Origin of the sequence: Serratia sp. YC16 (genome assembly GCF_009707615.1) — a bacterium.
Classification (GTDB): domain Bacteria; phylum Pseudomonadota; class Gammaproteobacteria; order Enterobacterales; family Enterobacteriaceae; genus Serratia; species Serratia surfactantfaciens.
Genome location: NZ_WLYN01000014.1, coordinates 47097 through 67965 on the forward strand (window position 1 = coordinate 47097; position 20869 = coordinate 67965).

Sequence of the window (20869 nt, forward strand, 5' to 3'; positions counted from 1 at the left end):
TGTCTCAAGCCTCGCAAACAGGGGCGCGGCGGCATACTCATCGTCATAAGGTACTATTTTACATATGAATTATGCACTGGAATTAGCGCAGCTGACCAAGACTTACGCCGGTGGCGTCAAGGCGCTGCGCGGCATCGACCTGAGCGTCGAAGCGGGGGATTTTTATGCCCTGCTGGGGCCCAACGGCGCCGGAAAATCCACCACCATCGGCATCATCAGCTCGCTGGTGAACAAAACCGCCGGCAGCGTGCGGGTGTTCGGTTACGACATCGATAAAGACATCGTCAACGCCAAGCGCCAGCTCGGCCTGGTGCCGCAGGAGTTCAACTTCAACCCGTTCGAGACCGTGTTGCAGATCGTGGTGAACCAGGCGGGTTACTACGGCGTCACGCGGCGTGAAGCGATGGCCCGCGCCGAAAAATACCTCAATCAGCTGGACCTGTGGGGCAAGCGCAACGAGCGCGCCCGCATGCTGTCCGGCGGCATGAAGCGCCGCCTGATGATCGCCCGCGCGCTGATGCATCAGCCGAAGCTGCTGATCCTCGATGAACCGACCGCCGGGGTGGATATCGAGCTGCGCCGCTCAATGTGGGGCTTCCTGAAAGAGCTGAACGCCCAGGGCACTACCATCATCCTCACCACCCACTATCTGGAAGAGGCGGAAATGCTGTGCCGCAACATCGGCATCATCCAGAACGGAGAGCTGGTGGAAAACACGTCGATGAAGGGGCTGCTGGCCAAACTGAAGTCGGAAACCTTCATCCTCGATCTGGCGGCGAAAAGCCCGCTGCCGAAGCTGGACGGTTATCATAGCCGCCTGACGGATACCTCGACGCTGGAAGTGGAAGTGATGCGCGAGCAGGGGCTGAACGGCCTGTTCGCCCAGCTGAGCGCGCAGGGCGTGCAGGTGCTGAGCATGCGCAACAAGGCGAATCGCCTGGAAGAGCTGTTTGTCACCCTGGTTAACGGCAATGGAGAGAAAGCATGACGCGTTTGTATTGGGTGGCCTTGCAGAGCATCTGGGCCAAAGAGGTGAACCGCTTCGCGCGCATCTGGATCCAGACCCTGGTGCCGCCGGTGATTACCATGACGCTGTACTTCATCATCTTCGGCAACCTGATAGGTTCGCGCATCGGCGATATGCACGGCTTCAGCTACATGCAGTTCATCGTGCCCGGCCTTATCATGATGGCGGTGATCACCAACTCCTACGCCAACGTCGCCTCGTCGTTCTTCAGCGCCAAGTTCCAGCGCAACATTGAGGAACTGCTGGTGGCGCCGGTGCCGACCCACGTGGTGATCGCCGGTTATGTCGGCGGCGGCGTGGCGCGCGGCATCTGCGTCGGTGTGCTGGTGACCATCATCTCGCTGTTCTTCGTACCGCTCCAGGTGCACGCCTGGTGGGTGATTGCGCTGACGCTGCTGCTGACGGCGATCCTGTTCTCGCTGGCGGGGCTGATCAACGCGGTGTTCGCCACCACCTTCGACGACATCAGTCTGATCCCGACCTTCGTGCTGACGCCGCTGACCTACCTGGGCGGGGTGTTCTACTCGCTGTCGCTGCTGCCGCCATTCTGGCAGGCGGTGTCCAAGCTGAACCCGATCGTCTATATGATCAGCGGTTTCCGCTACGGTTTTCTCGGCGTTAACGACGTGCCGCTGGTCTTCACCATGGCGGTGCTGGTGGCGTTTATCGCGGTGTTCTACCTGGCGTCCTGGTACCTGATCGAGCGCGGCCGCGGCCTGCGCAGCTGATCCCGGCGCGCCCTCGCTTTCCCGGCGGGGGCGCTTTCCTTGATCTGGCGCAGACGGCGCGTAAATCAATAGAATTGCTCAAATAACCGTTAGTTCCCCGTTGTTCAAATCGTGCTATGCTGGCGCTCCACATTTCCTTCACTTTTGTCATTACGCACTCGTAAGCAGAACATCATCATGCGGCCTCAATACAAGTTAGCGGCTGGGTTACTCGGCATTCTGATGTCGTTGGTTTCCCCTGTGAGCCTGGCGAATTTGCTGTCGGAAGACAGCGCGGTTAAATCTGAATACATGGAAGCGCAACGCGACAGCGAAGTTTATGCGTTGGTGGGCGAACATGTGATCCCGGTAGGGGAAGTGAAACGCGGGCAGCTGATCCAGGTGTTCCCGGCAGATGCGGAATACTACGAATTCAAATTCGGGCACGGCACCGGCTTTATCGATAAAGATGACGTGCGTGAGCTGAAGAAGTCGCGCAAGGTGCAAGACGATCTGGGCGAACTGAACAAGCCGCTGACCAACCAGAATTTGATCACCCAAAAGGCGATCGACGTTTACACTGCGGCGGACAAAGAGAGCGAGGTCTTTGGCACGCTGGAAGGCAACCTGCGTTACCCGATCATCGGCAAGCTGAAGGATCGGCTTAACAACACCTGGTACGAGGTCAACATCGGCGATCGGCTGGGGTTCGTCAATGAACTGGACTGCGAGATCGATAACGGCATACCGGTGCTGACTTACCACCACCTGCTGAAAAACGAAGAGAACAAGCGCTTCCGCCACACGTCGACCACCACCTCAGACGCGGCGTTCAGCAACCAGATGACCTACCTGAAACAGGCGGGCTACGACACCATTTCGCTGTATCAGTTGGAAGCCTACCTGAAGAACCAGATCAACCTGCCGGGCAAGGCGATCGTGCTGACCTTCGACGACGGGCTGAAATCGGTTTATCGCTACGCTTATCCGGTATTGAAGGATTACGGTTTCCGCGCGACGGCGTTCATCATCTCTTCGCGCATCAAGCGCCACCCGCAAAAATGGAACCCGGACTCGCTGCAGTTTATGAGCATCTCGGAGCTGAAGCAGATTCAGGATGTGTTCGACGTACAGTCGCATACCCACTTCCTGCACCGCACCGACGGCAATCGCCAGCCGATTTTGCTGAGCCGCTCGCTGCACAATATCGAGTTAGATTTTGAGCGTTCACGCCGCGCGCTGTCGCAGTTCAATCCGCACGTGCTGTATCTGTCTTATCCGTTCGGCGGCTACAATCAGCGGGCGATTCAGGCGGCGCAGGATGCCGGCTTCCATATGGCGGTGACCACGGTGCAGGGCAAGGTGAAGCCGGGGGATAATCCCTATACGCTGAAGCGGCTGTATATTCTGCGCACCGATTCGATCCAGACCATGGCGGATCGAATAGCCAACAAGCCGGGCACGGTGGTGGTGCAGTAAGGGAGAACGGGCGCGCAAGGCGCCCGTTTTTATTGTCAGGCGACCTGAACCGGCACGGCTTTCGCCTTGCGCTGCAGGTTGTTGTCACCTTCGAAATAGGCGACTTTCGGGTGATGTTGGCGAGCGTCGGCGTCGGTCATCTGCACATAGGAGCAGATGATCAGCTTGTCGCCCACGCAGGCGCAGCGCGCGGCGGCGCCGTTGACCGAAATGATGCGCGAACCGCGCTCGGCGGCGATGGCGTAGGTGGAGAAGCGCTGGCCGTTATCCACGTTGTAGATGTCGATCGCTTCATATTCCAGAATGCCGGCGGCCTCCAGGAAATCCTGGTCGATGGCGCAGGACCCTTCATAGTGCAAGTCAGCCTGAGTGACTTTGACGCGATGCAGCTTGCCTTGCAGCATAGTACGTATCATAGCTTTACCTAACTGAATATCGGCCTTCACAGGCGCTGGGGTTGAACATCTCTCCTGCATCCCTGCAATCTCTATCGTCACCGATTGCCCCGCGATTGTCTACCAATGGTCTTGGCTTCAGGGTGACGACAGTATAAAAAATGGCTTACAGCGTCAGATCGACTTGCTGGTTGTCGATAAGACGCGCCTTGCCCAACCAGGCGGCCATCAGCACCACCGCCCGTTGGCTGTCCACCGTCAGCGGCTGCAGACTGTCGGCGTCGCGAATGAATAGCTCATCCGGCGTAAAGCCGGCGGCGCGCAGCTGCTCGGCAGTCTGCTCCAGCAGTTCTTCGACATGGCGTTCGCCATTGGCCAGCTGTTGCGCCAGCGCGTTCATGATCTTGCTCAGCTGCGGCGCGATCTTGCGCTCTTCGGCGGTCAGGTAACCGTTGCGCGAACTGAGGGCCAGGCCGTCTTTGGCGCGTACGGTCGGCACGCCGACGATGTCGATGTCGTAACCCATGTCCGCCACCATTTTGCGGATCAGCGCCAGCTGTTGGTAATCCTTCTCGCCGAAACAGGCCAAATCAGGTTGCACCAGGTTGAACAGCTTGCTGACGATGGTGGAAACGCCGCGGAAGTGGCCCGGCCGGCTGGCGCCTTCCAGGATGGTGGAGATGCCCGGCACGTCGACGTAGGTCTGCTGCTCCAGCCCCTGCGGATAGACCGCGGCCGGGGCCGGCGCGAACACCAGATCGACGCCGCGGCGGGTCAGCTTCTCGCTGTCTTCCTGCAGCGTGCGCGGGTAGCGCGCCAGATCGTCCGGTCGCTCGAACTGCATCGGGTTGACGAAGATGCTCACCACTACCACGTCGGCACGGGCGCGCGCTTCATCGACCAGCGTCATGTGGCCGTCGTGCAGGTTGCCCATGGTCGGCACCAGCGCGATGCGTTTGCCTTCCTGGCGCCAGCGGCGGATCTGCTGGCGCAGCATCGGCAGGGTTTCGATAATAATCATTGGGTGACTCCTGGAACCATCGCTTAGTTAAAAGAGTGTTCAGCCGCCGGGTAGAGGCCTTGCTCCACTTCCTGAATGTAGTGCTGCACCGCCGTGCGGATATCGCCGCTCTGCGCCAGGAAGTTCTTGGCGAACTTCGGCGTGTGGCCGCCGGTGATGCCGAAGGCGTCGTGCATCACCAGGATCTGGCCGTCGGTGCCGTTGCCGGCGCCGATACCGATGACCGGAATGGACAGCGCTTCGGTGATCTGGCGCGCCAGCTCGGTCGGCACGCACTCCAGTACCAGCAGCTGAATGCCGGCCAGCTCCAGATTCTGCGCGTCCTGCAGCAGCTGTTTGGCGGCCAGTTCGTCGCGCCCTTGCACCTTATAGCCGCCGAACACGTTGACCGACTGCGGCGTCAGGCCCAGGTGGCCGCACACCGGCACCGCGCGCTCGGCGAGCATTTTCACCGTGTCGCACAGCCAACTGCCGCCTTCCAGTTTCACCATGTTGGCGCCGGCGCGCATCAGCTCGGCGGCATTGGCGAAGGTCTGTTCGGGGGTGGCGTAACTCATGAACGGCAGATCGGCCAGCAGCAGGCAGGCCGGCGCGCCGCGGCGCACGGCGCGCGTGTGATAGGCCACGTCGGCGACGGTGACCGGCAGCGTGGAGTCGTGGCCCTGCAGCGTCATGCCCAGCGAATCGCCCACCAACAGGACTTTGATGCCTTGCTCTTCAAACAGTTTGGCAAAGCTGGCATCGTAGGCGGTAAGGGTAGCAAACTTGCGTTGCTCCTGTTTCCACTGGCGCAAATGGGTCACGGTGGTGGGTTTCATCACAACGTCTCCTGAAACGGGCCGTGCGGCGTACGCAGGCCCAGGCTGCAAAAAAAGTGCAGCCATTCTACTGTAACCCGATCGGGGTGGGTAGCGCGGATCGCCATGCTTAAGCGGTTCTTAAGAACCTTGTGGTGCAATGGCGCCATGACTTAAAAGGGATACTCATGCGAATTTTGCTGATCGAAGATGACAAACTGATCGGGGACGGCATCAAGGCCGGGCTGACCAAACTCGGCTTCAATCTGGACTGGTTCACCGATGGCGCCGTCGGTAAAAACGCGCTGGACAGCGCGCCCTACGACGCGGTGATCCTCGATCTCAGTCTGCCGGGCCTCGATGGCCTGGATCTGCTGCGCCAGTGGCGCCAGGCCGGACAGGATGTGCCGGTATTGATCCTCACCGCCCGCGACGCGCTGGAGCAGCGGGTCAGCGGGCTGCAAAGCGGCGCCGACGATTACCTGTGCAAGCCGTTCGCGTTGGCCGAAGTGGCGGCGCGGCTGCAGGCGCTGATCCGTCGTCGCCACGGCCAACTGATGCCGCAGTTGACGCACGGCAACGTGGTGTTCGACAGCGCCACCCGCAGCGTGAGCTGCAACGGCGAGCCGGTGACGCTGACGCCGCGTGAATTGGCGGTGCTGGAACTGTTCCTGCACAACAAGGGGCGGGTGCTGGCGCGGCCGTTGATTCAGGAGAAGCTGTATAACTGGGACGACGAGGTGAGCAGCAACGCGGTGGAAGTGCATATTCATCACCTGCGGCGCAAGCTGGGCAACGGTTTCATCCGCACCATCCACGGCGTGGGTTACACGCTGGGGGATGCGCCGTGAAGCGTCTCAGCCTGCGGCTGCGTCTGATCCTGATCTTCAGCCTGTTGGCGCTGCTGACCTGGAGCACCGCCAGCGTGGTGGCCTGGGTGATGTCGCGCAACACCATCAACGAAGTGTTCGACACCCAACAGATGCTGTTCGCCAAACGGCTGGCGACCGCCAACCTTGGCGATCTGCTGGCCGATGAAAGCGCGCGCAGCCTGCCGAAAACCAAGAAGCTGGTGCACCACGGCAAGCGTGGCGAGCAGGACGACGACGCGCTGGCGTTCGCCATCTTCGATCGCCAGGGCAAGATGCTGCTCAACGACGGCGAGAACGGCGCCGACTTCCTGTTTGACGAAGAGCGAGAAGGTTTTACCGACGGCGAGCGCAAAGGTGATGACGACAGCTGGCGTCTGCTGTGGCTGACCAGCCCGGATGGTCGTTACCGTATCGTGGTTGGTCAGGAATGGGATTACCGGCGCGATATGGCGCTGGGCATGGTGACCGGCCAGCTGGTGCCCTGGCTGGTGACGCTGCCGGTGCTGATGCTGCTGATCGCGCTGATGGTAGGGCGCGAGCTGCGGCCGCTACGCGCGGTGGCGGCCGGTTTGCGCCGGCGCGCACCCGATGACGAGACGCCGCTGGACGCGCGCCAGGTGCCGACCGAGGTGCGTCCGCTGGTGGATGCGCTCAATGCGCTGTTCGCCCGCATCAACGCTTTGCTGGTGCGGGAACGGCGCTTCACCTCCGATGCCGCGCACGAGCTGCGTAGCCCGCTGGCGGCGCTGCGGGTGCAGACCGAAGTGGTGCAGTTGGCGGGGGACGATGCGCCGATGCGCGAGCATGCGCTGGACAATTTGACGGTGGGCATCGATCGCGCCACCCGGCTGGTGGATCAACTGCTCACGCTGTCGCGGCTGGATTCGCTGTCGGATTTGGCCGAGCTGGCGCCGGTCGACTGGAACGAACTGGTGACGATGACCCTGGCGGAACAGGATAAGCAGGCTCATGCGGCGGGCGTGACGCTGCGTTATGAACAGCAGGGAACGCCGCCGGCGCGTCAGGGCCAGACCTTACTGCTGTCGCTGCTATTGCGCAACTTGCTGGACAACGCGGTGCGCTACACCCCGAAGGGCGGCGTGGTCACCGTGACATTGAGCGAACGCTCGCTGACGGTGGAGGACGACGGTCCGGGGGTGACCACGGAGCATCTGGCGCGGCTGGGAGAACGCTTCTATCGCCCGCCGGGGCAGGAACAAACCGGCAGCGGGCTGGGATTATCGATCGTACAGCGCATCGCCGGGCTGCATGGTTTGCAGGTCAGCTTCGCCAATCGCCCGGCGGGCGGGTTCGTTGCGCGGCTGGCGCTGTAGGCGGGTCAGGACTTCGGTTTGGGCTGATGCCACAGCGCCATGCCGTTTTCCGGCACGCGCTTGAGGCAGCTGGCGAGCGGTTCGCCATCGGGGAAAATCAGGTCAGGGGCGATTTCCGCCAGCGGGTAGAGCATGAATTCGCGCTCTTTCAGGCCGTAATGCGGCACCGTCAGACGCTCGGTATGGATCACCTTGTCGCCGTACAGCATGATGTCCAGATCGAGCGTGCGTGGCCCCCAGCGTTCGTCCTTGCGCACGCGCCCCTGATTGCGTTCTATCGCCTGGGTATGGTCGAGCAGCTGTTCGGGCGGCAACAGGGTATCCAGTGCCACCACCGCATTGAGAAAGTCCGGCTGGTTTTGCGGCCCCAGCGGCTTGGTGCGGTAAAACGAAGAACAGGTGACCAACCGGGTGCGCGGGAGATGCTCCAGCGCCTCCAGTGCGGCTTTAACCTGTTGCAGCGGCTGCGCCAGGTTGCTGCCCAGCGCGATATAAACGCGGATCATTATGCCCCTTCTTTACGCGGTGCCCGGCGGCGAGGGCGGCGTTGACGCGCGCGGCGCGGCGCCGGATCGTCACCCAGGGTGCTCAGCATGGCTTTCTGCCGCGCCGGCGTGGCGTCCTGGAATTCGCCCCACCACTCGGCCAGACGCAACATTTCCTGATTGTCTTCCACTTCCGCGCGCAGCGCCAGCAAATCATAGGCTGCGCGGAATTTCGGATGCTCCATCAGTTTGTGCGCGCGTTTGCCCTGGCGGCGGGACAGGCGCAGCTGCAGCTGCCAGATATCGCGCACCAGCGTGGTGATGCGTTTCGGGATGGCCAACGAGCGGCACTGCTCGTCGAGCACGTCGTTCATCGCCAGCGCGAAGGCGTCGTAATAGGCCAGGCCGCTTTCCTGCGCCAGCTTCTGCGCGTGCTCCAGCAGCGGGTACCACAGCATGGCGGCGAACAGGAACGCCGGATTGACGCGCATGTCGTTCTGCAGACGATGATCGGTGTTCTTCAGCACCTGCACCAGAATGCGTTCCATCGGCGTATCGTGGTTCGGCGTAAAGTTTCGGGCGATCAGCGGGAACAGCGGTTGGAACAGCTGGTATTCGCACAGCTTCAGGTAGGTCTGGAAACCGTAACCCGCCTGCAGCAGCTTGAGGGATTCTTCGAACAGACGCGCCGGTGGGATCTCATGCAGCAGCGAGGCCAGACGCGGGATCGGCTCGGCGGTTTCTTCGCTGATGCGCATATCCAGTTTGGCGGCGAAGCGCACCGCGCGCAACATGCGCACCGGATCTTCGCGGTAGCGGGTTTCCGGATCGCCGATCAGGCGAATCACGCCTTGTTTCAGGTCGTTCAGGCCGCCGACGTAATCGCGCAGGGTGAAATCCGCCACGCCGTAGTACAGGCTGTTGATGGTGAAATCACGGCGCTGGGCGTCTTCCTCGATCGAGCCGAAGATGTTGTCGCGCAGCAGCATGCCGTTTTGCGCCTGCTGGGAGGAGTTCTTGTCGGATTCCTGATTCTGTTCGTGGTGGCCGCGGAAAGTGGCCACTTCGATGATCTCCGGCCCGAACATCACGTGCGCCAGGCGGAAGCGGCGACCGACCAGGCGGCAGTTGCGGAACAGCTTGCGCACTTGCTCCGGCGTGGCGTTGGTGGTGATGTCGAAGTCTTTCGGCTTTTTGCCGAGCAACAGATCGCGTACGCCGCCGCCGACCAGATAGGCCTCGTAGCCGGACTTGTTCAGGCGATAAAGCACTTTCAGCGCATTCTCGCTGATGTCTTTGCGGGAAATCGAGTGCTGTTCGCGCGGGATCACGGTCATCGAGTCGTTGCTCTCGGCGAGGGGGAAAGGAGGACGCTTGCGCGGCGTTGAGCGGCGGGCAGGGGCGCTGCTGCCGTTATCGGCGGCGCGCGGCTGCGGCGCAGGGCGGCTTGGCGCCGCGGCACGCTCTTCGCGGACTACGTTTTTATCGCCGGCCGCCGCGTCGTCGCGGGGCAGCTTGTCATCGCGGGTCAGTACCTTACGACAGAAGTTGGCTACTCGGGTAAAAATGGTACACCTCGATAGTGACTGATAAAAATGGAGCTAACAAAAAATAGCGGCTAATCATAGCTCACCAGGGCTCCTTTGAGAATGCCGGCGTGTTTTCATCCAGAGGGATAGCCTCCTGACGCGGCACGTTTTCCAACCGCCAATGTTCGACTGCCCAGCTCAATAATAATGGCAGGTCAAGATCTTGCCAGCTTTCCGGCAGCGGTTGGCGCAGAAATTCCAGCGCGGCGATCAGCACCGGGCGCGGATCGCCTGCGGGCAACGCCGGCGCATGATTTTGCTTCGACAGCTTGATGCCGTTGGCGCCCAGCGCCAGCGGCAGATGCACATAGGCGGGCACCGGCGCCTGCAGCTGGCGGTAGAGGGCGATTTGGCGCACCGTCGGTTCGATCAGGTCGGCGCCGCGCACAATCTCGGTCACGCCCTGAAAATGGTCGTCGATCACCACCGCCAGGTTATAGGCGAACAGCCCGTCGCGGCGGCGAATGATGAAGTCTTCTCCCGCCAGAGCAGGATCGGCGTGCAGCTCTCCCTGCAGGCGATCGTGAAAGCCGTAAACGGGCGCGGTCTGGCGCAAGCGGATGGCGGCACCCTGCGGGCCGAGCTGCAAATCGCGGCAGTGGCCGTCGTACAATCCGCCGATGTGCTGGATGCGGCTGCGGGTGCAGGTGCAGTAATAACTGAGCCCCTGGCGCTGCAACAGATCCAGCGTGGCGCGGTAGGCATCGTGACGTTGGGATTGATAGATGACCTGGCCGTCCCAGTGGAGACCATAATGTTCCAGCGCGGACAGGATGCGAGCGGCGGCGCCGGGGACTTCACGCGGCGGGTCGATATCTTCGATGCGAACCAGCCACTGCCCGCGTTGGGCGCGAGCCTGAAGGTAGCTTCCCAGAGCGGCAATCAGCGAACCGAAATGCAGATCCCCGGAAGGCGATGGGGCAAAGCGCCCCACATAATGACTTTCTTGCATATCAGAGGGGAGAGGTTCCCTTTTCTCTGTGCGGCGCGCGAGGGTGCGCACGCCGCAGCGGTAACAACGGTATTAGCCGGCCATCTGCTTTTCGCGGATCTCAGCCAGCGTCTTGCAGTCGATGCACAGATCGGCGGTCGGACGCGCTTCGAGGCGACGAATACCGATCTCCACGCCACAAGATTCGCAGTAGCCGAAATCATCGTCTTCCACTTTCTTCAGCGTTTTCTCGATCTTTTTGATCAGTTTGCGTTCACGGTCACGGTTACGCAGTTCAAGGCTGAACTCTTCTTCCTGAGTGGCACGGTCGGCCGGATCAGGGAAGTTGGCTGCCTCTTCTTGCATATGCGATACAGTACGGTCCACTTCGTCCCTGAGCTGGTTGCGCCACGCTTCAAGAATGCGCTTGAAATGCGACAACTGGGCGTCGTTCATGTACTCTTCGCCCGGCTTCTCTTGGTACGGCTCCACCCCAGCGATGGCGAGAATGCTCAAGGACGAGGTTTTACGGTTTTGCCCTTCTTGCATGTTGCTTCTCCTACATACACACGCACTATCGAATCCCCAATGCGGGGGAAAAACAGGCCGCTATAAATAACAGAAGGAAGGTAGGTTGGCAATTATTCCTGTCGCCCGCTTGACAATCGTGTGAAGGAAGGCGTATTTGGCGATCGTGCTGGTCGGTTGTCTATTTATAGGGACCCGACTGCGCTAATCGATAAAAAACGGCAGCTTATCGCAGAGATAAATACCGTCAGGTGATAATTTTGCCCCGTAGCAAACCACTTCCACTCCCAACTGCCGGACCTGTGCCAACAGCGCCGCATAGCGCTCATCTATATGATGTGCCGGTGCGACCTGCTCAATACCGCTGTGTAACACGGCAAAGAACAACACCGCCCGTTGCCCGCTTTCAACCACGCTGAGCAACTCACGCAGGTGCTTTTGCCCTCTGAGCGTTACCGCATCAGGAAAGTAACCACGTTGTTGTTGCAGTAATGTGACTGACTTAACTTCAATATAGCAGTTAACCCGGTTTTCTGCCTGTAATAACAAATCGATACGGCTGTTTTCAGCGCCGTATTTCACTTCGCCGCTAATTTTACTGTAACCGGATAATTCATTGATTAAATTGTGTTCGATTGCCTCGCGCACCAGCGCGTTGGCACGCAGGGTGTTGACACAGATCCAGTGCCCCTGTTGGGTATGGGTCAGTTCCCAGCTGTGGGCGTATTTGCGTTTGGGATTGTCCGAGGTGGAGTACCAAACGGTGTCGCCAGGCGTAGCGCAACCGGTCATGGCGCCGGTATTGGCGCAGTGCAGCGTAAAGGTTTCCCCTTCCGGGGTGATCACGTCCGCCAGAAAGCGCTTGTAACGTTTGATCAGCGTGGCGGAGCGCAGCGGTGGAGAGAAAATCATGCGGATGCCTGCTTGGCCAGCGGCCACTGTTCGAGGTGTTGGTAACGAGTGCGGCCGTGTTCGAATACCGACTCATACAAGGAAAAGGCGTCGGCGCTGAATGTCCAACCCGGCGTCGCCGGCGGGATCGCCACCGGCTGGGTGGCGGCGCGCAGCAGCGTGATATGCGGATGGAACGGCAACGCGCTTTGATGGCAGCCGCTGCGGGCGGCCTGCGAACGCAACAGCTCGGCCAACTGCAACAGCCCGCGCGGCGCGCGGCGGGTGCCGAGCCAGACCACGCCGGGGCGCGGCCAATGGCCGAGATCGTCGAGCCGCATGCTGAAGCCGGGTTGCACGATGCGGCCGGCCAGCTTGCGCAGCGCCAGCTCTTTTTGGGCGGAGACCTCGCCGAGAAACGCCAGCGTCAGGTGCAAATTGGCCGCCACCACCGGTCGACCGGCCTCTGGCGCAAACGCCTCGGCGCGCCAGCGGATCACCTGCTGTTGCAGGGCATCAGGCAAGGACAAGGCGAAAAACAGGCGGCGCGAATTGGACATGGGGGCTCGGTAAATAATGACAAATCCGTCGGGACAGACATGAATGCGGCTTGCAACGGCCCCACGAGGGGCGGGGCACATGGATGAGCTCCGTACTATAGCTAACGCCGCCGCAGTTTGAAAGGCTACGGGGATACAGCTAATGCTACACTGTACGCCGTTTAACGTTAACCACTACGGAGAATTCAGTGTCTTCATTGCCCGTCAGCGCGGTGCTCGATGAGTTGCTGGCTGCGCTGCAGTCTGCCCCGCAGGTGCTGTTGCACGCCCCGACCGGCGCCGGTAAATCCACCTGGTTGCCGCTGCAGATCCTGGCTAACGCCGGGCTGCCGGGGCGCATTATCATGCTGGAGCCGCGGCGGCTGGCGGCGAAAAACGTCGCTTACCGTCTGGCGCAGCAACTGGGAGAAGAGCCCGGTCAGACCGTGGGCTACCGCATGCGCGCCGAAAGTAAAAGCGGGCCGCAGACCCGGCTGGAGGTCGTGACGGAAGGCATTCTCACCCGCATGCTGCAGCAGGATGCCGAGCTGCAGGGCGTATCGTTGGTGATCCTCGATGAATTCCACGAGCGCAGCCTGCAGGCCGATCTGGCGCTGGCGCTGCTGCTCGATGTGCAGCAAGGGCTGCGCGACGATCTGAAACTGCTGATCATGTCGGCTACGTTGGATAACGCCCGTATGACGCAGCTGCTGTCGGAAGCGCCGGTGGTGGTGTCCGAAGGGCGCAGCTTCCCGGTTGAGCGCCAGTATCAGCCGTTGGCCAGCCATCTGCGGCTGGAAGACGGCGTTGCGGCGGCGGTGAAGCGCCTGCTGGCCGAGCAGGCGGGGTCGTTGCTGCTGTTCCTGCCGGGTGTGGCGGAGATCAATCGGGTGCTGGAGCGGTTGACCGGCGAGGTGGCGAGCGATACCGATCTTTGCCCGCTGTATGGCGCGTTGCCGCTGGCGCAGCAGCAAAAAGCGATTCAGCCGGCGGCGTCTGGCCGCCGCAAGGTGGTGCTGGCGACCAACATCGCCGAGACCAGTCTGACTATTGAAGGCATTCGGTTGGTGGTGGACAGCGGCCTGGAGCGCGTGGCGCGCTACGAGGTGCGCAACGGTTTGACGCGGCTGGCGACGCAGCGCATCAGTCAGGCTTCGATGGTGCAGCGCGCCGGGCGTGCTGGGCGCCTGGAGCCGGGCATTTGCTGGCACCTGTTCGCCAAGGAGCAGGCGGAGCGTGCGGTGGAACACGCTGAACCGGAAATTTTACAGAGCGATCTCACCGGTTTCTGGCTCGAACTGCTGCAGTGGGGTTGTCATGATCCGGCGCAGCTGACCTGGCTTGACGCGCCTCCGGCGGCGGCATTGGCGGCGGCCAGGGCGTTGCTGCAGCGGCTGGGGGCCACGGATGACGGCGACAAGCTCACCGCGTCGGGGCGCCAGATGGCCGCATTGGGCTGTGAGCCACGGCTGGCGGCGATGCTGGTCGCCGGCGCGGCGCTGAGCGCCGATGGCCTGGCAACGGCGGCGTTGCTGGCGGCATTGCTGGAGGAGCCGCCGCGCGGCGGGCAGATGGATATCGGCTACTGGCTGAGCCGCCCGCAGCCGAATTGGCGGCAGCGCGCCGCGCAGTTGGCCAAACGCCTGCCGCAGCGTGCGGGGCAAATCGATATCGATCTGGCACCGCGTCTGCTGGCGCTGGCGTTTACCGATCGCATCGCCCAGCGGCGCGGTCAGGATGGCCGCTACCTGCTGGCCAACGGCATGGGTGCGGCGATGAACCAGGACGAAGCGCTGTCGCGTGCGCCGTGGCTGATCGTCCCCAGTCTGTTGCAGGGCCACAACAGCCCCGATGCGCGTATTTTGCTGGCGTTGCCGGTCGATATCGAGGCGCTGGCGGCGCAGCTGCCGGCGATCGTCACGCCGCGTACGGCGGTGGAGTGGGATGAAGAGAAGGGCACGCTGCGCGCCTGGAAGCGCCAGCAGATCGGCCGTCTGACGCTGCGCGCCCAGCCGCTGGCCAAACCGGCGGATGAAGAGCTGCAGCAGGCGCTGCTCGATTGGGTGCGCGCGCAGGGGTTGGCGGTGCTCAACTGGGAGGGCGCCGCCGAACAATTGCGGGTGCGCCTGCAGTGCGCGCAAGCCTGGCTGCCGGAGGCGGAATGGCCGGCGATGGACGAAGAACCGCTGCTGGCGGCGTTGGAACAGTGGCTGCTGCCGTCGCTGAGCGGCGTGCGCGATCTGCGCGGGTTGAAGCAGGTCAACATCGCCGAGGCGCTGTTACGGCTGTTGGACTGGCAGCAAAAGCAGCGGCTGGATAATGCGCTACCCACTCATTACACTGTGCCGACCGGCAGCCGCTTGCCAATCCGTTATGAGGCCGGCAAACCGCCGGCGCTGGCGGTACGATTGCAGGAAGTGTTCGGTGAGCAGCGCAGCCCGATGCTGGCGGAGGGTCGCATCCCGGTGGTGCTTGAGTTACTCTCACCGGCGCACCGGCCGTTGCAAATCACCGGCGATCTGGCGGCCTTCTGGCAAGGCGCCTATCGTGAGGTGCAAAAAGAGATGAAGGGCCGCTACCCGAAACATGCGTGGCCGGACGACCCGGCCACGGCGGTACCGACGCGCCGAACGAAGAAATATCAGTAGGCCGCGAGCATTTAAGGTTTGGAATTCAGATGTTTCTTCTGGTCAGCGCCATGGCGTCGGCACAGATTAAGCGACTCATTATGGCCGGCAGTGTCGGCAAGCTCGGAGAACAACAGCCATGGCTGGGGATGACCGCGAGCCCATCGGGCGCAAAGGAAAACAACCAAAAAGCACCGCGTCGCGCAAGCCGCCGCGCCGCCGCCGAGACGACGATTATGACGATTACGAAGAAGACGAGTATGACGATGATGAGTATGAAGAGGAGGAGGAACGCATGCCGCGTAAGGTAAAAGCGACTCCGCCGCGTAAAAAACGCCGCTGGCTCGGCCTGTTTATCAAACTGATCCTGGTGATCGCTGTCCTGTTGGCGATCTATGGCGTCTACCTGGACTCGCAGATCCGCAGCCGCATCGACGGTAAAGTCTGGCAGCTGCCGGCGGCGGTGTACGGCCGCATGGTCAACCTGGAACCGGGCATGCCGTACAGCAAGAAGGAAATGGTCAACCTGCTGGAAGGCATGCAGTATCGCCAGGTCAGCCGCATGACACGTCCGGGCGAGTTTACCGTGCAGGCTAACAGCATCGAGATGCTGCGCCGCCCGTTCGACTTCCCGGATGGTAAAGAAGGCCAGATCCGCGCTCGCCTCGATTTCCAGAACAACCGCCTGGCGAAGATCGAAAATCTGGACAGCGGCCGCAGCTTCGGCTTCTTCCGCCTCGATCCGCGTCTTATCACCATGCTGCAGTCGCCGAACGGCGAACAGCGTCTGTTTGTACCGCGCTCCGGCTTCCCGGATCTGCTGGTGGATACGCTGATCGCCACGGAAGACCGCCACTTCTATGAGCATGACGGCATCAGCCCTTACTCCATCGGCCGTGCGGTGCTGGCCAACCTGACCGCCGGCCGTGCAGTGCAGGGCGGCAGTACCCTGACGCAGCAGCTGGTGAAGAACCTGTTCCTGAGCAACGAACGTTCGCTGTGGCGTAAGGCCAACGAAGCCTATATGGCGCTGTTGGTGGATTACCGTTACAGCAAGGACCGCATTCTGGAACTGTATCTGAACGAGGTGTACCTCGGCCAGAGCGGCAGCGATCAGATCCGCGGTTTCCCGTTGGCCAGCCTGTACTACTTCGGCCGTCCGGTGGACGAGCTGAGCCTCGATCAGCAGGCGCTGCTGGTCGGCATGGTCAAGGGCGCGTCGCTGTACAACCCGTGGCGCAACCCGAAACTGGCGCTGGAGCGCCGCAATCTGGTGCTCAAGCTGTTGCAGAACCAGGGCGTGATCGACGGCGAGCTGTATGACATGCTGAGCGCGCGTCCGCTGGGCGTGCAGCCGAAAGGCGGCGTCATTACGCCACAGCCGGCGTTTATGCAGATGGTGCGCCAGGAACTGCAGAGCAAGCTGGGCGATAAGGTCAATGACCTGTCCGGCGTGAAGATCTTCACCACGCTGGATCCGGTGTCGCAAGACGCGGCGGAAAAAGCGGTCGAAGACGGCATTCCGGCGCTGCGCGCCGCGCGTCATCTGCAGGATCTGGAAGCGGCGATGGTGATTGTCGATCGCTTCAGCGGTGAAGTGCGCGCCATGGTCGGCGGCGCCAACCCGCAGTTCGCCGGTTTCAACCGCGCCATGCAGGCGCGCCGTCTGGTCGGCTCGTTGGCCAAGCCGCCGACGTACCTGACCGCGCTATCCGAACCGGATAAATACCGCCTCAACACCTGGCTGGCAGATGCGCCGCTGTCGCTGAAACAGCCGAACGGGGCCGTTTGGCAGCCGAACAACTATGACCGTAAATTCCGCGGTCAGGTGATGCTGGTGGATGCGCTGGCCAACTCGCTGAACGTGCCGACGGTGAATCTCGGTCTGTCGGTTGGGCTGGATCAGATCAGCGCCACGCTGCAACGTCTGGGCATCCCAAAAGCGGAGATCAACCCGGTGCCTTCGATGCTGCTGGGGGCGATCGGCCTGACGCCGATGGAAGTGGCGCAGGAGTATCAGACCATCGCCAGCGGCGGTAACCGTGCGCCGCTGTCGGCGGTGCGTTCGGTGATCGCCGAAGACGGCACGGTGCTGTACCAGAGCTTCCCGCAGGCGGAACGCATGGTGCCGGCGCAGGCCGCTTACCTGACGCTGTATGCGATGCAGCAGGGCGTAGCGCGCGGGACCTCCCGTTCGCTGTCGGTGAAGTTCCCGAACTACAACCTGGCGGCGAAAACCGGTACCACCAACGATTTGCGCGACAGCTGGTTTGCCGGCATCGACGGTAAAGAGGTGGCGATCGCCTGGGTGGGGCGCGACAACAACGGCCCGGCCAAGCTGACCGGCGCCAACGGTGCCTTGACCCTGTATCGCCGTTATCTGGAAAACCAGACGCCGCTGCCGCTGATGCTGCAGCCGCCGGAAGGCATTAACCAGATGAGCATCGACTCTGCCGGCAACTTTATCTGCGGCGGTGGCAGTTGGCGCACCATCCCGGTCTGGACCGACAATCCGCAGGGATTGTGCCAGGCCAGCCAGGCGGCGGTGCAGCAACAGCAGCAACCGGCGGCGGGTGAGCAAAAAGATGGCGATGGCGTCGCCGGCTGGATCAAGGATATGTTCGGTCAGTAATCGCTACCGGGGCGCCGGCCCCGGTGAAAATTTTTTCTTTGTTATTAAGCCCGTAACCTTGGTTGCGGGTTTTTTTGTTTTTCCGCTCGTTTTATTTCCCTGCTAACCGCAAGGCTAAGCGCCTAATCCTTAACCTATTTGCCCTGTGAATTCGGCTTGCAGTTTAATTTGGCTTCTGCATAAAATGCGACGCTTATAATAATTATTATCGTTTACATTCGTCATTTAATTATTCATCAGAGAAATCAACTATGCCGACCAAGCGTCTTTCATCATCTGCGGCCAAGCAGGGCCGTACTCCCGTCAGCGCGTTAGCGATCACCGTCGCCGCGGCGTTGGGCACGCTGGCGATGCCGGCTTTCTCCGCCGACGCCAAGCCGGCCGCCAAGGAAGACACGATTACCGTTGTGGGCGGCAGCAATACCGCCCAGCAGGAAAGCGCCTGGGGGCCGGTCGGCACCTATGTCGCCAAACGCAGCGCCACCGGCACCAAAACCGATACGCCAATAGAGAAGAACCCGCAGTCCGTTTCCGTGGTGACGCGTGAAGAGATGGATATGCGCCAACCGGATACGGTGAAGGGCGCGCTGGCCTATGCGCCGGGCGTATTTGCCAGCCGCGGCAGCTCCACCACCTATGACGCGGTGGCGATCCGCGGCTTCCCGGCCACCAACACCACCCAGTATCTGGATGGCCTGCGGTTGCTGGGCAACAACTACAGCGAAGCGTCCATCGATCCTTATTTCCTTGAGCGAGCCGAGCTGCTGCGCGGCCCGGTTTCGGTGCTGTACGGCAAAAGCAACCCGGGCGGTTTGGTCGCCATGGTCAGCAAACGGCCAACCACCGAACCGCTGCGCGAAATCCAGTTCAAGATGGGCACCGATAACCTGTTCCAGACTGGCTTCGATTTCAGCGACGCGCTGGACGATCAGGGCATCTATTCCTACCGTCTGACCGGCCTGGCGAAAGACAGCGATACGCAGCAGACCATGAGCAAAGAGAAGCGCTATGCGATCGCGCCGTCCTTTAGCTGGCGTCCAGATGACAAAACCAACCTCACGCTGTTGGCCAACATTCAAAACGATCCTTATACCGGCTTTTACGGCTGGTTGCCGAAACAGGGGACGCTGATACCGTTGCCGGATGGCAGCAAACTGCCGACCGATTTCAACGAGGGCGAAGCCAGCAACTACATGTCCCGCAAACAACGGATGATCGGCTACAGCTTCGAACACGCCTTCAACGATACCTGGGCGGTGCGCCAGAATCTGCGCTATATGCAGCTGGACACCGATATGAAGAGCATTTATGGATATGGTTTGTCATCGCCGACGACGATCAATCGCCTCTATGTTCAATCGAAGGAACACCTGAACAATTTCTCCGTAGATACCCAGGCGCAGGCGAAGGTGAAAACGGGACAGGTTGATCACACCCTATTGTTTGGGGTGGATTACTCGCGCATGCGTAACGATATCAATGCCGCATATGGTTCTGCGGAAGGTCTTAGTATGACCAATCCGCAATACGGAAATGACGCTGTCAACATCAACTTCCCCTACCATTACCTGAACCGTCAGGAGCAAACCGGCCTGTATGTGCAGGAACAAGGGGAGTGGAACCAGTGGCTGTTGACGCTGGGCGGTCGCTATGACTGGGCGAAGACCTCCGCTTACAATCGTGATACGAATTTGACGGATCAGCAAACCGACCGGCAGTTTACCTGGCGCGGCGGTCTGAACTACCTGTTCGACAATGGCGTGACGCCGTATTTCAGCTACAGCGAGTCGTTTGAGCCGAATTTGGGTACAACCCGCGGAGGCAGCACCTTCAAGCCTTCTATCGGCAAGCAGTATGAAGCCGGCGTGAAATACGTGCCGAAGGATCGCCCGATCGTGCTGACCGGCGCCCTGTATCAGCTGACCAAAAGCAATAATCTGACGCCGGATCCGGCCAATCCGCAGTTCAGCGTGCAGAGCGGCGAGATCCGTTCGCGCGGCGTGGAGTTGGAAGCCAAGGCGGCGTTGAACGCCAACGTCAACCTGATCGCCTCCTATACCTATACCGATGCGAAGTACACCAAGGACAATACCTATCTGGGTAAACCGACCGTCGAGATGCCGAAACACTTGGCTTCGCTGTGGGCGGATTACACCTTCCACGAAACGGCGTTGAGCGGCCTGACGTTGGGCTCCGGTGTGCGCTACGTCGGCTCCAGCTCGAGCTTCAACAGCGATAACTCCGCCTTCAAAGTACCGGACTACACGCTGGTGGACGCTACCATTAAATACGATCTGGCGCGCTTTGGCCTGCCGGGCTCATCCGTGGGCGTTAACATCAATAACCTGTTCGACAAGACCTACGTGTCGAGCTGCTACAGCGACTACGCCTGCTATTGGGGCGCAGAACGCCAGGTGGTCGCCACCGCAACCTTCCGTTTCTAACCGGATAGCCGGGGCGGCGCCGTGTCGCCCCGGACAAAGCAGGATCTATGCAGGACAAACTTCTTAATCCCGGCGCGACCTTCGCGCTGGATAACGCCAGCTTCGCCGTCCCCGGTCGGGTGCTGTTGCAACCGCTGTCGCTCGGTTTTCCCCAGGGCAAAGTCTGCGGCCTGATCGGCCATAACGGTTCCGGTAAATCCACTTTGTTGAAACTGCTCGGGCGGCACCATGCGCCCAGCGACGGCCAGGTATTGCTCAATCAGCAGCCGTTGGCGCAGTGGGACAGCAAGTCTTTCGCCCGCCAGGTGGCCTACCTGCCGCAGCAGTTGCCGGCGGCGGAAGGCATGACGGTGCGCGAGCTGGTGGCCGTCGGCCGTTATCCGTGGCATGGCGCGCTGGGGCGTTTTGGTGCCAACGATCGTCAACAGGTGGAAGAGGCCATCGCGCTGGTGGGCTTGAAGCCGTTCGCCAATCGGCTGGTGGACAGCCTGTCCGGCGGCGAGCGCCAACGCGCCTGGCTGGCGATGATGGTGGCGCAGGACAGCCGCTGCCTGCTGCTCGACGAACCGAC

18 protein-coding genes are annotated in these 20869 nt (G+C 61.3%); 9 read left to right on the top strand and 9 right to left on the bottom strand.

Going from position 1 to position 20869, the window contains the following annotated elements:
- The first annotated feature begins 64 nt into the window (after positions 1 to 64).
- From GKN89_RS22685 to GKN89_RS22695, 3 genes are all read left to right on the top strand, one after another.
- Positions 65 to 988 (top strand): ABC transporter ATP-binding protein, encoded by a 924-nt coding sequence (locus tag GKN89_RS22685; protein WP_015379030.1) that lies wholly within the window; start codon positions 65 to 67, stop codon positions 986 to 988.
- A complete protein-coding gene (locus tag GKN89_RS22690) occupies positions 985 to 1755 on the top strand; it encodes an ABC transporter permease (RefSeq protein ID WP_019456068.1) in 771 nt (256 codons plus the stop codon). Before GKN89_RS22685 ends, GKN89_RS22690 begins: the two co-directional genes overlap by 4 nt.
- Before the next feature lie 177 nt (positions 1756 to 1932).
- Complete coding sequence (locus tag GKN89_RS22695; protein WP_154747823.1) at positions 1933 to 3213, top strand: polysaccharide deacetylase family protein; 1281 nt, start codon at positions 1933 to 1935, stop codon at positions 3211 to 3213.
- Positions 3214 to 3248: 35 nt separating this feature from the next.
- On the opposite strand, the gene panD is transcribed toward GKN89_RS22695, so the two are convergent.
- The 3 genes from panD to panB form a co-directional block, all read right to left on the bottom strand.
- Positions 3249 to 3629 carry an aspartate 1-decarboxylase gene (panD, locus tag GKN89_RS22700; protein ID WP_004937544.1) on the bottom strand — a complete coding sequence of 127 codons (381 nt, stop codon included), beginning with the start codon at positions 3627 to 3629 and terminating at the stop codon, positions 3249 to 3251.
- A 145-nt stretch (positions 3630 to 3774) separates the two neighbouring features.
- Positions 3775 to 4629, bottom strand: a complete 855-nt coding sequence (gene panC, locus GKN89_RS22705; protein WP_019456066.1) for a pantoate--beta-alanine ligase — start codon at positions 4627 to 4629, stop codon at positions 3775 to 3777.
- Between the two features lie 23 nt (positions 4630 to 4652).
- Positions 4653 to 5447 (bottom strand): 3-methyl-2-oxobutanoate hydroxymethyltransferase, encoded by a 795-nt coding sequence (gene panB, locus GKN89_RS22710; protein WP_004937548.1) that lies wholly within the window; start codon positions 5445 to 5447, stop codon positions 4653 to 4655.
- Positions 5448 to 5614: 167 nt separating this feature from the next.
- On the opposite strand from panB, the gene qseB reads away from it, so the two are divergent.
- Complete coding sequence (qseB, locus tag GKN89_RS22715; RefSeq protein ID WP_004937550.1) at positions 5615 to 6277, top strand: quorum sensing response regulator transcription factor QseB; 663 nt, start codon at positions 5615 to 5617, stop codon at positions 6275 to 6277.
- Positions 6274 to 7632 (top strand): quorum sensing histidine kinase QseC, encoded by a 1359-nt coding sequence (qseC, locus tag GKN89_RS22720; protein WP_063919676.1) that lies wholly within the window; start codon positions 6274 to 6276, stop codon positions 7630 to 7632. The genes qseB and qseC overlap by 4 nt, the downstream gene beginning before the upstream one ends.
- Before the next feature lie 5 nt (positions 7633 to 7637).
- On the opposite strand, the gene folK is transcribed toward qseC, so the two are convergent.
- From folK to thpR, 6 genes are all read right to left on the bottom strand, one after another.
- Entirely contained in the window at positions 7638 to 8138 is a 501-nt protein-coding gene (gene folK / locus GKN89_RS22725; protein ID WP_019456064.1) for a 2-amino-4-hydroxy-6-hydroxymethyldihydropteridine diphosphokinase, read from the bottom strand.
- A complete protein-coding gene (gene pcnB, locus GKN89_RS22730) occupies positions 8138 to 9685 on the bottom strand; it encodes a polynucleotide adenylyltransferase PcnB (RefSeq protein ID WP_071532880.1) in 1548 nt (515 codons plus the stop codon). Before pcnB ends, folK begins: the two co-directional genes overlap by 1 nt.
- A 61-nt stretch (positions 9686 to 9746) precedes the next feature.
- Positions 9747 to 10658, bottom strand: coding sequence for a tRNA glutamyl-Q(34) synthetase GluQRS (gene gluQRS / locus GKN89_RS22735; protein ID WP_019456063.1), 912 nt, complete (start codon positions 10656 to 10658; stop codon positions 9747 to 9749).
- Positions 10659 to 10730: 72 nt separating this feature from the next.
- The gene (gene dksA, locus GKN89_RS22740) at positions 10731 to 11186 is read right to left on the bottom strand and encodes an RNA polymerase-binding protein DksA (protein ID WP_004937569.1); all 456 of its coding nucleotides are present in this window, start codon (positions 11184 to 11186) and stop codon (positions 10731 to 10733) included.
- Positions 11187 to 11369: 183 nt separating this feature from the next.
- A complete protein-coding gene (sfsA, locus tag GKN89_RS22745; RefSeq protein ID WP_019456062.1) occupies positions 11370 to 12077 on the bottom strand; it encodes a DNA/RNA nuclease SfsA in 708 nt (235 codons plus the stop codon).
- A complete protein-coding gene (gene thpR / locus GKN89_RS22750; protein WP_019456061.1) occupies positions 12074 to 12616 on the bottom strand; it encodes an RNA 2',3'-cyclic phosphodiesterase in 543 nt (180 codons plus the stop codon). Before thpR ends, sfsA begins: the two co-directional genes overlap by 4 nt.
- Positions 12617 to 12804: 188 nt before the next feature.
- Here thpR and hrpB point away from each other — a divergent pair, with 188 nt between their 5' ends.
- From hrpB to GKN89_RS22770, 4 genes are all read left to right on the top strand, one after another.
- Positions 12805 to 15243 (top strand): ATP-dependent helicase HrpB, encoded by a 2439-nt coding sequence (gene hrpB / locus GKN89_RS22755; protein ID WP_370520286.1) that lies wholly within the window; start codon positions 12805 to 12807, stop codon positions 15241 to 15243.
- Between the two features lie 118 nt (positions 15244 to 15361).
- The gene (gene mrcB, locus GKN89_RS22760; RefSeq protein ID WP_019456059.1) at positions 15362 to 17854 is read left to right on the top strand and encodes a bifunctional glycosyl transferase/transpeptidase; all 2493 of its coding nucleotides are present in this window, start codon (positions 15362 to 15364) and stop codon (positions 17852 to 17854) included.
- Between the two features lie 251 nt (positions 17855 to 18105).
- Complete coding sequence (gene fhuA, locus GKN89_RS22765) at positions 18106 to 20298, top strand: ferrichrome porin FhuA (RefSeq protein WP_154747824.1); 2193 nt, start codon at positions 18106 to 18108, stop codon at positions 20296 to 20298.
- 47 nt (positions 20299 to 20345) lie between these two features.
- Positions 20346 to 20869: ATP-binding cassette domain-containing protein (locus GKN89_RS22770; RefSeq protein WP_154747825.1), on the top strand; the 524-nt coding region annotated here is incomplete at its 3' end.

Coding starts and splice junctions, on each gene's coding strand:
- mrcB (WP_019456059.1), top strand. CDS start 15,362: ATGGCTGGGGATGACCGCGAGCCCATCGGGCGCAAAGGAAAACAACCA.
- folK (WP_019456064.1), bottom strand. CDS start 8,138: ATGATCCGCGTTTATATCGCGCTGGGCAGCAACCTGGCGCAGCCGCTG.
- dksA (WP_004937569.1), bottom strand. CDS start 11,186: ATGCAAGAAGGGCAAAACCGTAAAACCTCGTCCTTGAGCATTCTCGCC.
- panD (WP_004937544.1), bottom strand. CDS start 3,629: ATGATACGTACTATGCTGCAAGGCAAGCTGCATCGCGTCAAAGTCACT.
- GKN89_RS22695 (WP_154747823.1), top strand. CDS start 1,933: ATGCGGCCTCAATACAAGTTAGCGGCTGGGTTACTCGGCATTCTGATG.
- GKN89_RS22690 (WP_019456068.1), top strand. CDS start 985: ATGACGCGTTTGTATTGGGTGGCCTTGCAGAGCATCTGGGCCAAAGAG.
- panB (WP_004937548.1), bottom strand. CDS start 5,447: ATGAAACCCACCACCGTGACCCATTTGCGCCAGTGGAAACAGGAGCAA.
- fhuA (WP_154747824.1), top strand. CDS start 18,106: ATGCCGACCAAGCGTCTTTCATCATCTGCGGCCAAGCAGGGCCGTACT.
- thpR (WP_019456061.1), bottom strand. CDS start 12,616: ATGTCCAATTCGCGCCGCCTGTTTTTCGCCTTGTCCTTGCCTGATGCC.
- panC (WP_019456066.1), bottom strand. CDS start 4,629: ATGATTATTATCGAAACCCTGCCGATGCTGCGCCAGCAGATCCGCCGC.
- sfsA (WP_019456062.1), bottom strand. CDS start 12,077: ATGATTTTCTCTCCACCGCTGCGCTCCGCCACGCTGATCAAACGTTAC.
- GKN89_RS22685 (WP_015379030.1), top strand. CDS start 65: ATGAATTATGCACTGGAATTAGCGCAGCTGACCAAGACTTACGCCGGT.
- gluQRS (WP_019456063.1), bottom strand. CDS start 10,658: ATGCAAGAAAGTCATTATGTGGGGCGCTTTGCCCCATCGCCTTCCGGG.
- qseB (WP_004937550.1), top strand. CDS start 5,615: ATGCGAATTTTGCTGATCGAAGATGACAAACTGATCGGGGACGGCATC.